We start from the raw sequence: 14,163 nt of genomic DNA, 5'->3' as shown, positions 1-14,163 counted from the left end.
GGCGATGGTAGACGGCGGCGACCGTGACGGCCATGACTTACCGCGACACGCGTCGGGGTGGGACCCGCGCGGATCCCACCCCGGAACGCGGCGGCGCGTTCAGCGGCGGAACTTCTCCTGACTCATCGGCGGGATGACCATGGTGGCCTCGGCGTCCTGGCCGGTCGGCCGTGCCGGGGCCGTGGCGCCGGTCGAGGTGACCTGGGTGGCGTCCGGGTCGGCGTGGGGCGTGGCCGGGCCGGCGGGGCGCGGCACGACCTGGGTGGCGGCGGCGTCCACGGCCGGGCCGGCGGGTTCACCGGCGCGGACGACCTGGGTGGCCTCGGCGTCGGCGGCCGGGCCGGTCAGGTGGGTCTCGGTGTCGCGGCGGCCGGCCTGGTAGGCGCGGGCGTGCGTGGCGATCAGGTGCGACTCCTGCTCGGCGCGGGTCAGCCAGGACTCCCAGCGGCTCTGCATCGGACGGACCAGACCGCCGCCGACCCCGACGACGAGGATGCCACCGACGGTGGCGAGCACGGCGACCAGCACCGGGGTGGTCACGGCGGTGGCCACGCCGATCTGGTTGAGGGCGGCGATGACGCCGAGGCCGAGGATGAACACCGAGGCGATGGTGGCCAGGATGCGGCCGTACGACAGCCCGCCCAGGGCGCCGCTGATGATGTCCTTGACGGCGTTGCCGATCGCGGCGGCGACCACGACGATGACGATCGCGACGAAGGCACGGGGCAGCCAGGCGATCACGCCGGCGATCAGGTCCGAGACGGGGTTCGGGCCCCAGATGCCGAACGCGAGCTGGAGGGTCACCAGCAGCACGCCGTAGTAGGCGAGCTTGGCGACGATGTCGCTGGCGTCGTACCGGGACCGGGCCAGGGCCCGGCGGATCCCGCCGCGCTCCACCGCGCGGTCGAAGCCCACCCGCTCCAGCACCTTGTCGACTATCTTGAGTACGGCCTTGGCGATCAGCCAGCCGACCAGCAGGATCGCCACGAAGGCCACGGCCTTGGGCAGGAACAGCAGCACTGAGCGGAGGGCGTCCCCCACCGCGTCGCCGAAGTCGTCTCTCATGGGAATCCTCCACACGGGTGTCCGTCTCGTCGCGCCCGACCTACCCTCGGCGCCGGCCGGGGAAACACCGGTCGGCGCCGGGCGGCGGCGCGTCGACGTGACGGTGCCGGCGGGCGGCGCGCGCCCGCTCGGCCGGGAGGATCAGCGGCGTCGGCAGTCGTAGGCGACCGGGGCCTGGGCCTGTACCGGGGACGGCGAGGTGATGTTGACCGTGGCGGTCTCGGTCGTGGTGCCCACGCCGCTGAAGGTCCAGCGCAGCGTCAACTCGACGGTGCGCTGGCCGCGGCCGACCCGCTCGGTCAGCATGCTGCCGGGGGCGCTGCCACTGCGCAGCCACTGGTAGCGGATCTCCCCTGCCCGGCCGTTGGTCGACACGGTGGCCACCACGTCGACGGTGACGTCGCACCGGTCGCCGGCCGGCCGCGGCACCGCCACCGTGACCCCGGTGACCTCCAGCGGGCTGATCCGCTGCCAGAGATAGAGGCCGACGACGACGAGCAGCGCGACGGTGAGCACGGTGGAGAGCACCGAGGTGACGGTCCGCCACGCCGACCGCCGCCGGCGCGGGGGCGTCGGCACGGGCCAGGCAGGCGCGGCCGGCGGGGTGGCCGGCACGCCCGGCCCGAACCGCACCTCCCCGCCCGCGGGCGCGGGCGACGCTGCCGTACGGCCGCCGAAGACCGTCCCCGGCCCGGCCCCGGTGGTACGCCCCGTCCCGACCGCGGTCACCGGGCCCGTCGGCTCCTGCCCGCTCGGCTGCGCCGTCGTCCACGGCCCGGACCGCCCACCCGGATCGACCGGCAGCCGGCCGGGGTCCACGCGCGGGGACGGCACGGGACCGCCGGGCGGGGCAGGCACAGGGCCGGCGGGCGGGGCGACCCGCCACCCCGGCGCGAGGTGCGCCGTCGGTTCTCCCCCGCCGAGGTGCCCGGTGGCGCCCCCAGGGTTCAGGTGCGCCGTCGCTTCCCCCTGGGCCAGGTGCGCCGTGCCGTCTCCGGCGGCCGGGTGCCGTATCGTCGGCGCGCCGCCGGGCAGGGGCCCGGTCGGCTCGCCGGAGCCCAGATACGTCGTCGGCTCGCCGGAGCCCAGATACGTCGTCGGCTCGCCGGAGCCCAGGTACGCCGTCGGCTCACCAGAGGCCAGGTACGCCGTCGGCCCGCCGGCACTCACGTGCGCGGTGGGTTCGTCGGGGGCGGGGTGTGCGGTGGGGCCGGTCGGGTGCGGCAGGCCGTCGAGCCGGGCGGTCGCCGCGTCGTCTACGGGTAGCCGGTGGGTGGGCAGCGCCTCGGTCTGGTCGTTCGGCTGGGTCACGGCGGCCCGCCCTCCGTCATCGTGGTCGACATCCGGGTCACCGATCAGCCCGGGGTGCAGAACGGGTGGAGCGTCACGTGGACCGGCGAGCTCTCGGGCGAGGCGTTGCCGGCCTCGTCGACCGCGACGACCCGGACCGGGATCTGGGTCCTGTCGCCCGGTCGGGGCAGGTCGCGCAGGACGCCACGGAACACTCCACGACGGTCGGCCGTCATGGGCACCTCCGTGGTGCGGCCGTCCAGGGTGTACCGGAAGCTGACCCGCAGTCTCCCGGCCGTCGTACGGTCGTCGGAGACGACGGCCGAGACGGTGCTGGACGTGGGCCCGTACGGACAGCCCTTGGGGTCGAGCTCGGTCGGGCTTGCCGCGACCTGCCCGACGGTGGGCGCGACGGTGTCCGCCGGCGGTGGCGGGCTGGTGCTGGCCGACGCGGTCGGCGAGGCGGAGGCGGACGGGGACGACGCGCTCGTGTCGGTTGGCGCCGGGGCGGCCGTCGTCGCGGTCGGCGCGGTGGGCGTGGCGGTGGTCGCGGGGACGGGGGTCGCCGCCGCCGCCGGCGTGGGCGGCGCGGCGGCCGGGGCGGGGGCCTCGGCGGTCGGGCCCGCGGTCGCCTGCGGGGCAGCCGCCGCCGGCACCGTCTCGTCGCGGCTGGCGTAGCTCAGCCCGGCCCCGCCGACCAGCAGCGCGGCGACCAACCCGCCGCCGACCAGCGCCGCGCGGGCCCGGCCCGCGCGCAGCCAGGTCCACCGGCCGGTGCCTTCGCCCAGCGCGGTGCTGGCCAGGCTGGTGGCCCCGCCGGTGCCGTCGGGGAACGGGAAGAGGGCGGCGAGCAGGGCCGCCCGGCGGGCCAGCTCGCGCAGGCCGCGCTCCTCCCACTCCGCTCCGTACGCGCCGGCCGCCACCTGTTCCAGCACGGCGAGGAAGACCTGCGCGGGTTGCGGTCGCTCGGCCGGCTGCTTGGCCATGCCGTGCCGCAGCAGGTCGTGCACCGGCTCGGGAGCCGGGTCGGTGGGGATCGGCGCCCGGGCGTGCTGCTGGTGCAGGGTGTACAGGTCCCGCCCGTCGTAGGGCGGCCGACCGGTGAGGCACTCGTAGAAGGTGGCGGTGGCCGCGTAGATGTCGCAGGCCGGGCTGGCCGGGGCGCCCGTCCACTGCTCGGGGGCCATGTAGCGGGGGGTGCCGGTGACGCTGACCCCGGAGGTCTCCCCGGCCGGCATCGCGATGCCGAAGTCGGCCAGCTTGCTGGTGCCCTCGGCGGTGACCAGCACGTTCTCCGGCTTGTAGTCGCGGTGTACCACGCCCCTGGCGTGCGCGGCGCCGAGCCCGGCGAGCGATCCCTTGAGGACGCACAGCGCCGACTCCGGGGTGGTGGGGCCGTGCGCGCGCAGCATCTGCCGCAGCGATACGCCGTTGACCAGTTCCATGACGATCGCCGCGCCGGCGGGCGACTCGACGTACTCGTAGAGCCGGGAGACGTGCGGGTCGTCGATCTCGGCCAGCAGCCGGGCCTCGTCCCGGAACGCGGTGCGGAACGAGGGGTCGTCACCGATGCCGCCGGTGAGGTACTTGATGGCGACGGGGGTCCCGGTCGCGTCGTGCACGGCGAGATCCACCCGGCCGGACGCGCCGGCGCCGAGCTGCCGAACCGGGCGGTAGCCCGAGACCTGCCAGCCGGTCACGCGCTCACCTCCCCGCCCTGGAACGGACAGCCGCCGTGGCTGCCTCGGTGGCCATTGTGGTCGCGCCGGGCGGTGGATCCATCGGCGCAACGGCTGCTTCCGGGCTCCGGACGTCCCGCGCGGCGCGGCGGGGTGGCGGCATGGTCGGTAACGGACACCCGCTACTCGTAGCACCCTCTGGCAAGCGTCCTCGCCGGGCGGGCCGCCAGCCGTCGGCTCGGCCGGCGTGCGGGCGGTGGTCGTACCCGGACGAACCGGCGACGGAGGCGGCGGCGCGCCAAGGTCGGCACGCGCGCCGACGAGGGGTCAGGCCGAGGGTCGGCGGCGGCCGTCGCCGGGCGCGGCGGTGGGTGCCGGTGCGGCACGCTCCGCCGCGGGGGGCTGCGCCGCCGGCGGCTCGGCTTCGCGCGTGGGCGCGGCGGCGTGGGTGAACTTGTCGAAGAAGCGCAGCAGCTCGACCGGGAACGGCATCACCAGGGTGCTGTTCTTCTCCGCCGCAACGTCCACGACGGTCTGCAGCAGCCGGAGCTGGTACGCCCCGGGGGTGGCCGCCATCGCCCGGGACGCGTCGGCGAGCCGGCGGGACGCCTGGTACTCGCCGTCGGCGGCGATCACCCGGGCGCGGCGCTCGCGTTCCGCCTCGGCCTGGCGGGACATCGACCGCTTCATCCCCTCGGGCAGCGCGACGTCCTTGACCTCGACCCGCTCGATGAGCAGCCCCCACGGCTTCTCGGTCGGCGCGTCGATGACGGCCTTCAGCTCGGTGTTGATTCGCTCCCGGTCGCCGAGCAGGGTGTCCAGGTCGGCCTTGCCGATCACCGACCGCAGTGCGGTCTGCGCCACCTGAAGCACGGCCGCGGGGTAGTCGCGGACGTTGACCAGCGCCTTCACCGGGTCGACGACCCGGTAGTAGACGACCGCGTCGACGGTGAGGGTGACGTTGTCCCGGGTGATGGCGCCCTGCGGGGGCACGCCGATCACGGTCGTCTGCATGCTGACGCGGACCATCCGGTCGGCGATCGGGACGATGAGGCGCAGGCCGGGCTCGCGGACCGGTTGCAGCACGCGGCCGAAGCGGAAGACGATGCCGCGCTGGTACTGCTGCACAAGCCGGACGCTCAGGGCGCCGACGAGCGCGAGGACCACGATCACGATCACCGCGCCGATCAAGACGGCTTCCACGGCACCCCCGATCCGTTCGGCTCCCCGGGGCCCCTTTCCCGCTGCGTCGCCGGATAGTCCTGCCTCCCCGGCAGCCGTCCGGTCGGCCGCCGACGCCCCTCGGGGCAGATCGGTGGTTGCCGGACGCCGGGCCGATTTCCTGGCTACGGTACGGGGAGCAGGCCGGCGGGGGCTGCCCGGCCGTGGGCCGGGCGGTCCGGCAGCACCGGGCCGAGGAAGGCCGATCGCTGGAGGCGATGCCGGTGACGATGGAAGCAGAGCGCACTCTCCGCGCCGACGAGATCACCGAGCTGGGCGAGCTCGCCGCGCAGTTGCGGGTGGACGCGATCCGGTGCAGCACCCGGGCCGGGTCCGGTCACCCGACCTCCAGCCTGTCCGCCGCGGACCTGCTCGCCGTGCTGATCACCCGGCACCTGAGCTACGACTGGTCGGATCCGGGCGGTCGCGCCAACGACCACCTGATCTTCTCCAAGGGCCACGCCTCGCCGCTGCTGTACGCGGTCTTCAAGGCGGTCGGGGTGATCAGCGACGAGGAGTTGGTGCAGACCTACCGCCAGTTCGGCTCGCGCCTGCAGGGGCACCCGACGCCGGCGCTGCCCTGGGTCGACGTGGCCACGGGCGCGCTCGGCCAGGGGCTGCCCGTCGGTGTCGGGATCGCGCTGGCCGGCCGGTACCTCGACCGGCTGCCCTACCACGTCTGGGTGTTGTGCGGGGACAGCGAGACGGCCGAGGGCTCCATCTGGGAGGCGCTGGACAAGGCGAGCCACTACGGGCTCGGCAACCTGACGGCGATCGTGGACGTGAACCGGTTCGGGCAGCGGGGGCCGACCGAGTTGGAATGGGACCTGGACACCTACCGGCGGCGGGTCGAGGCGTTCGGCTGCCGTGCGGTCGTCGTCGACGGCCACGACCTCGCCGCCATCGACGAGGCGCTGGGCGGTGCCCGGCAGGCGACGGGCCCGACCGTGGTGCTCGCCCGGACCGTGAAGGGCAAGGGCGTGCCCGAGGTCGAGAACAAGCCGGGCTGGCACGGCAAGCCGTTCAAGCCCGACCTGGCCGACCGCGCCGTCGACGCGCTCGGCGGCGTACGCCAGATCCGCGTCGCCGGCCCACGCCCCGAGGCCGCTCCGCCGCCCGCCGCTCCCGCCGGCGCGCCACCGGAGATGCCCCGGTACGACCGGGGGGCGAAGGTCGCCACCCGCAACGCGTACGGCGACGCGCTGCGCGCGTTGGGGGCCCGGCCGGACGTGGTCGCGCTGGACGGCGAGGTCAGCGACTCGACGCGCGCCGACCGGTTCGCCGGGGAGTATCCCGACCGGTTCTTCGAGATGTTCATCGCCGAACAGCAGCTGGTCGCCGCGGCGGTCGGGTTGCAGGTACGCGGGTACCGTCCCTTCGCCTCGACCTTCGCGGCCTTCTTCTCCCGCGCCTACGACTTCATCCGGATGGCCGGCATCTCCGGGGCCGACATCGGCCTGTCCGGCTCGCACGCGGGGGTGGAGGTGGGGGCGGACGGCCCCTCGCAGATGGGGCTGGAGGACCTGGCGGCGATGCGCGCCGTCCACGGGTCGACCGTTCTCTACCCCAGCGACGCCGTGTCCTGCGCGGCCCTGGTGCGGGAGATGGTCGACTGCGGGGGTATCACCTACCTGCGGACGACCCGGGGCGCGTACCCCGTCCTGTACGGCAACGACGAGGCCTTCCCGGTGGGCGGCAGCAAGCTGCTGCGCGGCGGCGACGACGACCGGGTCGCGCTGGTCGGGGCCGGGGTGACGGTGCACAACTGCCTCGCCGCCGCAGACCGGCTGGCGGGCGAGGGCGTCGCGGCCCGGGTGATCGACCTGTACTCGGTGAAGCCGCTGGACCGGCAGCGGTTGCTGGACGCCGTCCGGGTCACCGGCGGCCGGCTGGTGGTGGTGGAGGACCACTACCCGGAGGGTGGCCTCGGCTCGGCCGTGCTGGAGTCGCTGGCCGACCTCGCCGAGCCGGTGCGGGTGACGCACCTGGCCGTCCGGGGCCTGCCTACCTCCGGGACGTCGAGCCAGCTCATGGACCAGGCGGGGATCGGGGTGGAGGCGATCGTCGCGGCGTCGCGCGCCACGCTGTCCGGAGACTGAGCGGGCGAGCAGCGGGTAGACCGACGCACCGGTCGCACGGGCGGCGACGAGGGCCCTCGCCGTCACCTACGCTGTCGCGACATGAGCGTGCACCGACTCGATCGCACGGAGGCGCGGCGGATCGCCGTCCGCGCCCAGCTCCTGGACACTCCGCGGCCCGCCGACCTGATGACGGTGGTGCGCCACCTGACGCTCCTGCAGATCGACCCGACGGCCGCCGTCGCGCCGAACGCGGACCTGGTCGCCTGGAGTCGCCTCGGGTCGTCGTACGAACCGGCCCACCTTCAGCAGGCCCTGGAACGGGACCGGACGCTCTTCGAGCACCAGGCGATGGTGCGGCCGATGGACGACCTCCGCCTCTACCTCGCGGTCATGGCGACCCTGCCCGCCGGCGAGCGGCAGCGGGAATGGCTGCGGCGCAACGACCGGTTCCGTCGCGACGTCCTGGACCTGCTCGGCGCCGCCGGGCCGTTGCTGTCCCGCGACATCCCGGACACCAGCGTGGTGGCGTGGCCGTCGACCGGGTGGACCAACAACCGCAACGTGACCCAGATGCTGGAGTTCCTGGTGATGCGCGGCGAGGTCGCGATCGCCGGCCGCCGCGGGCGGCAGCGCCTGTGGGACCTGGCCGAGCGGGTCTACCCCGCCGGCACCCCCGTCGTCCCGCTCGACGAGGCGCGCCGGATCCGCGACGAACGGCTCCTGCGGTCGCTCGGCATCGTGCGCGCGACGGCCCTGTCGGGCGGCGACGCGAGCGGCGTCGGCGAGCCCGCGACCGTCGAGGGCCTGCCGGGAACCTGGCGGGTGGACCCCGCCGCCGTCGGGCGGCCCTTCACCGGGCGTACGGCGTTGCTGTCGCCGTTCGACCGCCTCGTGCACGACCGGGTGCGGCTCGCGGAACTCTTCGACTTCGAGTACGTGCTGGAGATGTACAAGCCGAAGGCCAGGCGCCGGTGGGGCTACTTCGCGTTGCCGATCCTGCACGACGACCGGCTCGTCGGGAAGGTGGACGCCACGGCGGACCGCAGGAGCGGGACCTTCCTGGTGCACGCCGTCCACAGGGATGTCCCCTTCACCGGGGCGATGACGGAGGCGGTACGGGCCGAGGTGCGGGACCTCGCGTCCTGGCTGCGCCTGACCGCGACGATGGCGGCAGGCGCCGACCGGACCGGCTGATCAGGGCACCGCCCCGCGGCGTGCCTCCGCGGTCAGGCCACGGCCGGCCCGGCGAACAGGGCGCCGACGAGTGCCTCCGGTGCGATGGTCACCGGCCGGTCGCTGACCTGCCCGTCGCCGAGTTCGACGATCCGCCACACCCCGTCGGCGCGCAGGGCCAGGTCGACGGTCACGAAGGGCAGCCGCAGCGCCGCGATCGACGGGCCCAACAGACGTGGGTCGACGTTCTCCGGCGGGGTGTCGTGCGGACTGTCCGGGTGCGCGCCGACCAGGACGCAGCCGCCATCGACCCACCACGTGCGGACCTCGGCGGTGACGAACCGCTCGAACCGGCGCAGCACGAAGCCACCGACGACGTCGTCCCCGCGCAGGTCGAGGAACCGGCTCGCGACCGCCCAGGCGGCGTCACCGTCCCCGAGGTCCGGGATGAGCGCCGCCTCGTGCCAGTGGTGCTTCATGGACTTGGCGAAGTCGCGCAGCACCGCCGGCCCGCCGCCGAGGTCGCGGCGCGCCCGGTCGAAGTCGGCGCGCCGCGTCCCGACCGTCCACGTCGTACGCGGCGTGAGGTCGGCCAGGTCGGGATACCAACCGGGCAGTTCGTGGGCGCGCCGGTACTGCTCGCCGTTCGTCCGCAGCGTGACGCCACGGCCGGCCAGCGCCGCGGCGAAGGCCGCGTACCGCTCGCTGCGCAGCATCCAGCCGCGGTAGACCGCGTCGCCCTCCGCCGTCACCCGGGACACCGCCCGCGGCACGTCGTCGCCACGGGCCAACGCGTCATGGTCGACGACGGCGACCGAGACGCCGAGGTCCCGGGCAGCGTGTGCTTCCGGCGCGAAGTGGTCATCCGGCCGACGCGGTCGCAGCGGGTCCCCGGGAACGATCAACAGCACCCGGTGGATGCTGCCCGATCGGCCGGTACGACGCGACCGCGTTCCTGCCGGCGGTGGTGGCCGGCGCGACTCGCACCGGCGGACCGGCACCGACGGTCGTCGGGCTCCGCGGGGCCGCACCCGAGGACAACCGATCGGCGAGCGACTGCGTCCTTAGTCCGAGCAGTCGGATAGGGCGGTGTGGAGGTTCGATGGACGAGGTTGCCGAGGACGCGTTCCGGGGGTTTGTCGCCGCGCGTTCGGCGGCGTTGCTGCGCAGCGCGTACCTGCTGGTCGGCGACCGCGACAGGGCCGAGGACCTGCTGCAGACGGTGCTCGTCAAGACGTACGTCAGGTGGTCGCGCATCCGGGACCCCGCCGCCGTCGAGGGGTACGTGCGGCGGGCGCTGGTCACCACCGCGACGTCGTGGTGGCGGAGCCGGGCGTACCGGGAGCGACCGGTCGACACGGTGCCGGACCGCGGCGGTGTGGACGAGACGGACGCGCGACTGGAGCACGACGCGATGTGGCAGCGCCTGCTGACGCTGCCGCCGAAGCAGCGGGCCGTGCTGGTGCTGCGCTACTACGAGGGCATGGCCGAGGCGGAGATCGCCGAGGTGCTGGACATCTCGCGGGGCACGGTGAAGAGCCACGCGTCACGGGGCCTCGCCGCGCTACGGCGGCAACTAGAGGAACAGGATGCGGAGAAGGGGGCGGTGACGCCATGAACGACCGACCGGACCGGGGACTCGCCGACGCACTCGAGCGGCGGGCCAACTCGATCGCGCCGGGGCCTCGGTTCTCCGCCGAGGAGATCGTGCAGGCGGGACGCCGAGCGGCCCGACGACGGACCACGCGGATCCGGGTGTCCGCGGCGGCAACGGTCACCGCGCTGGCGGTCGTGGCCGCACCCGCCGTGACCGCCGCCGTACGGCGTCCGACCCCGCCGGCGCCGGCCGCGTCGGAGCCGCCACGCAGCCTGCCCACGACCTGCCCGGTCGAGCGGCTACCGGTGCCGGACCGCAGCATCATGAACATGGTGATCGGCATGGATCCGACCGGGCGCTACATCGTGGGCCGGACGAACCCCGGACGCGGCGGCACCGGCCTCGACATGTTGATCTGGGACAACGGCCGCCTTCAGGTGATCCCCGTGCCGGGCGACCAGCAACTGCCCACCGACATCAACTCCCGCGGCGTAGCGGTCGGCGTCAGCGGCGTCCTCAATGAACAAGCGTGGATCTACCGCGACGGCACCGTGACGCACCTGCCCGGGCAGCCGTCCATCCGGGCGAACGCGATCAACGACAGCGGGGTCGTGGTCGGCGCGAACATACTCGGACAGCCCCTGGTCTGGCGAACCCCGACGGACCAACCGACGGTGCTGCCGATGCCGGACGGCGACTGGGAGGGCGAGGCCAGAGACATCTCCACCGACGGCACGATCGTCGGCACGCTCAACCGCCAGCGCACGACTCTGTTCCAGGCGTACGCCTGGTTGCCCGACGGCACGCTGCGGGAACTGCCGCCACCGGTCGTTGACGGCGAGAGGGCCGTCGCCACGCGCGCGATGGCGATCTCCGAGGACTGGGTGGCCGGCACCGCGGAAGGGCCGCGCGGTGACGTCCCGACGCGGTGGAACCTGCGCACCGGCGAGGTCCAGACCTTCCCCGAGATGAGGATCGGCGGTCGCAGCGTCAGCGCCGACGGTTGGCTCGTCGGCAACCGGGAGGGGCAGGGACTGCTCGCCAGCCACCAGGGCATGGTGACGCTGCCGGACCTGCACGACCACGACACGAGCTCGTCCAACAACGCCGTGGCGATCAGCCGGGACGGTCGCCTCATCGCGGGTGGCGGGTCGGTCGGCGGTCCCCGGGCTGTCCCGGTGGTGTGGCGCTGCCGGTGACACTCCGACCCCGGTAGGCGCGGCCGGGCCGAGGCTGCCGTCGCGACGACCGTCGACGGCAGCCTCGGCCCGGCCGCCGCGAGAGTTCGCGGTCCTATGCTGAGTCGATGGACGTGGAGTTCAGCGGCGAGCTGTTCTTCTGGAGGGGCCCCGCGCCCTGGCACTTCGTCACCGTGCCGGAAGACGACTCCCGCGAGCTGGACGGGACCTGCGCGTCCGTGAGCTACGGCTGGGGCATGATCCCGGTGACGGCCCGGATCGGGGGCACCGGGTGGCGGACGTCGCTGTTTCCCAAGGACGGGCGTTACCTCGTGCCGGTCAAGGCCGGGGTGCGCGAGGCCGAGGGGATCACGGTCGGAGACATCGTCACGGTGCGCCTGGTCGTCGACGTCTGACCAGGGTGACCGGGTCGGGCCGGAGGCATCCGGGTCGGTTTCCTACAGCGCTCCGCCCCAGTTGTCGGTGGTGAGTCGGCCGGTGGTGTCGTCGATGAAGCGGTGTTCGAGGGTGCCGTTCGTTGTCCGGTAGAACACGTGATGCTGGTTCGGAGTCGACAGGCCCGCCGGGTCGTCGGTCACCACGCCACGAGCACCCCAGTCGTCGACGCCCGGGTTGATGCCCGGCCACCAGTACCAGTGGACCAGGTCCCCCGAAGCCGTACGGGCGAAGATGTGCTGCTGATCCCGGTGCACGAACGCGTGCGGATTCCCGACGAACCCACCACCCGGCCACACACCACCGTTGAGCGTGCCGGACGGATCGTCGAAGAACCGGTGCTGCAACCTGCCGTCGCCGTTACGGAAGAACACGTGGTGCTGGTTGCCGCCGTAGGAGAACCCCGTCGGATCTGACGCCACACCCGAGGTGACACCCCAGTTGTCCGTAGCGGGGTTGATGCCCGGCCACCAGTACCAGTGGATGAGGCCACCCGAGGCGGTGCGGGCGAAGATGTGCTGCTGGTCCCGGTGCACGAAGGCGTACGGATTGCCGACGAACTCACCGCCGGGCCAGACACCGACGGCGATCTGACCCGTGTTCAGGTCGTAGAAACGGTGCTCCAGGTTCCCCTCCGGATTGCGGTAGAACACGTGCTGCTGACTGCCGTACGCGAAGCCGGTCGGATTCGACATCACCCGCCCGACCGTGTTCCAGTCGTCCAGGCCAGGAGAGGCCATGCCCGGCCCGAACCACCAGTGTCGCAACGTGTTGTCGCTCCCCCGCGCGAACACGTGCTGCTGACTGGCGTGCGAATACCCGACCGCCTTACCCGTCAGCGGGCCCCCGCCCCAGTCCGCCCGCACCAACCCCGCACCCGGCGACCAGGACAGGTTCGCCAACGTCCCCGCCGCACCCACCGCCACGACGTGCTGCCCGTCGCCGAAACCGAACGCCCGACCGGCGACGGGCTCGGCAGGGCGACCGCAGTTGTCGCTGGTGAGGTACCGCTGGTGGTAGGAGCCCGGATACGGCGCGAGGGAGATGCCGTTGATGACGATGATCTGCCCGACGCCGTTGTACAGCTGCTCGTAGTGGATGTGCGCGCCGGAGGAGTTGCCGGTGTTGCCGGTCAGCCCGATCTGCTGGCCCTGGGCGACTGTCGCGCCGTTGGCCACCGCGTAGGCGGCGAGGTGGAAGTAGTAGGTCTTCCATCCGCCGCCGTGCTCGATGGCGATGTAGTTGCCCGCGCCGCCGGGCTGCGAGTAGCGGTAGGCGGTGCCGGCTGCCGAGGCGAGCACGGGGGTGCCGCTGGTGACCCCGCCGTCGGCCCGGACGAAGTCCAGCGCCTGGCGGACCTCGCTGCTGTGGTGGCTGTAGGTCCACCGTTGCCCGCACGGGAACGGGGCCTTGAAGGTGGGCGCGGCGGCGCCGGCGGGCGCGCCGGCCGCCACGGCCAGCGCCGCCCACGTCACCACGGCGGCCACGAGCGCCACGCCCAGTCGGCGGACGATGCCTACGGTACGCACGGACGGCTCCTCGCTGCGGTGGTGGTGGCTGCGGGGACGGGCTGCGCGATCTGCGGTCGCGCCGGCCCGCCGGTCGGTCGGGACGGTGCTCGGAGAGCGGGCGATCGGGGCTCCGATGGCCGCGAGTCTGGAGAAGTGCGGTGACGCCTGTCAATGGGTTGACGAAAGTTTCCGGCAGGGTGTCACTAGCGCCCCGCAAACATCCTTCGGCGGTGGAGCGCGCTTGACTCCGCCGGACGGTGGCCGTAACTTCCAGCCTTGCATCGATAAGAGTCGCTTGATCGGACTGGCGTCCGCTCCGGCGCCGCAGTTCTCCGCCCTGCCCGCCGCACGCTCGCGACAAGGACGGTCATGACGATCAACCGCCGCTCACTGCTCGGAAAGGTCGCCGTGGCCGGAGGGCCCGCCGCTGCCCAACGACTGGCGTTCACCGGTGATGCTGCGCTCCTACGTCCACCCCGGGGCGAGCGGTGGGATCGTCTTCGACAGCGCCGCCCGGGTCGCCGGCAACGGGCGGGCTCCCGAGCTGATGCACAACGGCCACAACGGTGTCGGTATCGACGGCCTCTGGGAGGTGACCGTCATCCCCAACGACGGCATCACTTTCCCCGAGACGGGCCGCCAGCTCATCTCGTACTTGACATCCTCCCGGCCCTGAAGGGCAGGGATTCTCACGGTCGCCCGTGAGGTTTCCTGTTTCATCGCCGATTGCCTTGCCAGGAGGATTTTCCCTTGAGGTCTTACATCAGCTCCGCAGGCGTTTTACCTCTCCGCCTGCCCGGCGGCGAGGATGTTTCTAGCGGCGTTGATGTCCCGGTCGTGCTCCACCCCACAGCCGGGGCAGGTCCAGGTGCGCACGTTGAGGGCGAGGGTGGTGTTGATCCGCCCGCACGT

At 73.5% G+C, this 14,163-nt stretch carries 12 protein-coding genes and 1 pseudogene; 6 read left to right on the top strand and 7 right to left on the bottom strand.

The features are described 5' to 3' along the window. Positions 1 to 99 precede the first annotated feature (99 nt). The 4 genes from ACZ6O2_RS19935 to ACZ6O2_RS19920 all read right to left on the bottom strand — a co-directional run bounded on the left by ACZ6O2_RS19935 (position 100) and on the right by ACZ6O2_RS19920 (position 5,237). Positions 100 to 1,065, bottom strand: coding sequence for a mechanosensitive ion channel family protein (locus ACZ6O2_RS19935; RefSeq protein ID WP_466023857.1), 966 nt, complete (start codon positions 1,063 to 1,065; stop codon positions 100 to 102). Between the two features lie 141 nt (positions 1,066 to 1,206). Beyond that, positions 1,207 to 2,376: a hypothetical protein gene (locus ACZ6O2_RS19930; RefSeq protein WP_466023856.1), complete on the bottom strand. Its 1,170-nt coding sequence runs from the start codon at positions 2,374 to 2,376 to the stop codon at positions 1,207 to 1,209. Between the two features lie 44 nt (positions 2,377 to 2,420). Continuing rightward, complete coding sequence (locus ACZ6O2_RS19925) at positions 2,421 to 4,055, bottom strand: serine/threonine-protein kinase (protein WP_466023855.1); 1,635 nt, start codon at positions 4,053 to 4,055, stop codon at positions 2,421 to 2,423. A gap of 306 nt (positions 4,056 to 4,361) precedes the next feature. Beyond that, positions 4,362 to 5,237, bottom strand: a complete 876-nt coding sequence (locus tag ACZ6O2_RS19920; RefSeq protein ID WP_350708200.1) for an SPFH domain-containing protein — start codon at positions 5,235 to 5,237, stop codon at positions 4,362 to 4,364. A 248-nt stretch (positions 5,238 to 5,485) separates the two neighbouring features. Between ACZ6O2_RS19920 and ACZ6O2_RS19915 the strand changes: the two genes are divergently transcribed. Together ACZ6O2_RS19915 and ACZ6O2_RS19910 are read left to right on the top strand one after the other, a co-directional pair. Further along, on the top strand, positions 5,486 to 7,354 hold the full coding sequence (locus tag ACZ6O2_RS19915) for a transketolase (protein WP_466023913.1): 1,869 nt from the start codon (positions 5,486 to 5,488) through the stop codon (positions 7,352 to 7,354). 81 nt (positions 7,355 to 7,435) lie between these two features. After that, positions 7,436 to 8,530, top strand: coding sequence for a DNA glycosylase AlkZ-like family protein (locus ACZ6O2_RS19910; protein ID WP_466023854.1), 1,095 nt, complete (start codon positions 7,436 to 7,438; stop codon positions 8,528 to 8,530). A 32-nt stretch (positions 8,531 to 8,562) separates the two neighbouring features. Here ACZ6O2_RS19910 and ACZ6O2_RS19905 read toward each other — a convergent pair whose 3' ends face one another. Beyond that, positions 8,563 to 9,420 (bottom strand): ATP-grasp domain-containing protein, encoded by an 858-nt coding sequence (locus ACZ6O2_RS19905; RefSeq protein WP_466023853.1) that lies wholly within the window; start codon positions 9,418 to 9,420, stop codon positions 8,563 to 8,565. Between the two features lie 191 nt (positions 9,421 to 9,611). Between ACZ6O2_RS19905 and ACZ6O2_RS19900 the strand changes: the two genes are divergently transcribed. The 3 genes from ACZ6O2_RS19900 (at position 9,612) to ACZ6O2_RS19890 (ending at position 11,700) form a co-directional block, all read left to right on the top strand. Continuing rightward, positions 9,612 to 10,127, top strand: a complete 516-nt coding sequence (locus tag ACZ6O2_RS19900) for a SigE family RNA polymerase sigma factor (RefSeq protein WP_350708194.1) — start codon at positions 9,612 to 9,614, stop codon at positions 10,125 to 10,127. Next, positions 10,124 to 11,305, top strand: a complete 1,182-nt coding sequence (locus tag ACZ6O2_RS19895; protein WP_350708192.1) for a hypothetical protein — start codon at positions 10,124 to 10,126, stop codon at positions 11,303 to 11,305. The genes ACZ6O2_RS19900 and ACZ6O2_RS19895 overlap by 4 nt, the downstream gene beginning before the upstream one ends. Before the next feature lie 107 nt (positions 11,306 to 11,412). Further along, the gene (locus tag ACZ6O2_RS19890) at positions 11,413 to 11,700 is read left to right on the top strand and encodes a DUF1905 domain-containing protein (protein ID WP_466023852.1); all 288 of its coding nucleotides are present in this window, start codon (positions 11,413 to 11,415) and stop codon (positions 11,698 to 11,700) included. Positions 11,701 to 11,742: 42 nt separating this feature from the next. On the opposite strand, the gene ACZ6O2_RS19885 is transcribed toward ACZ6O2_RS19890, so the two are convergent. Further along, complete coding sequence (locus ACZ6O2_RS19885) at positions 11,743 to 13,227, bottom strand: peptidoglycan DD-metalloendopeptidase family protein (protein WP_466023912.1); 1,485 nt, start codon at positions 13,225 to 13,227, stop codon at positions 11,743 to 11,745. 427 nt (positions 13,228 to 13,654) lie between these two features. On the opposite strand from ACZ6O2_RS19885, the pseudogene ACZ6O2_RS19880 reads away from it, so the two are divergent. Continuing rightward, positions 13,655 to 13,912, top strand: a pseudogene (locus ACZ6O2_RS19880) (DUF4185 domain-containing protein); the annotation flags it as partial. A 119-nt stretch (positions 13,913 to 14,031) separates the two neighbouring features. Here the strand turns inward: ACZ6O2_RS19880 and ACZ6O2_RS19875 are convergent. Beyond that, positions 14,032 to 14,151 (bottom strand): zinc ribbon domain-containing protein, encoded by a 120-nt coding sequence (locus tag ACZ6O2_RS19875; protein ID WP_466023911.1) that lies wholly within the window; start codon positions 14,149 to 14,151, stop codon positions 14,032 to 14,034. Positions 14,152 to 14,163 lie beyond the last annotated feature (12 nt).

Source organism: Micromonospora sp. NPDC048040 (assembly GCF_055587185.1).
This window is presented reverse-complemented; position numbering and strand designations above follow the sequence as displayed.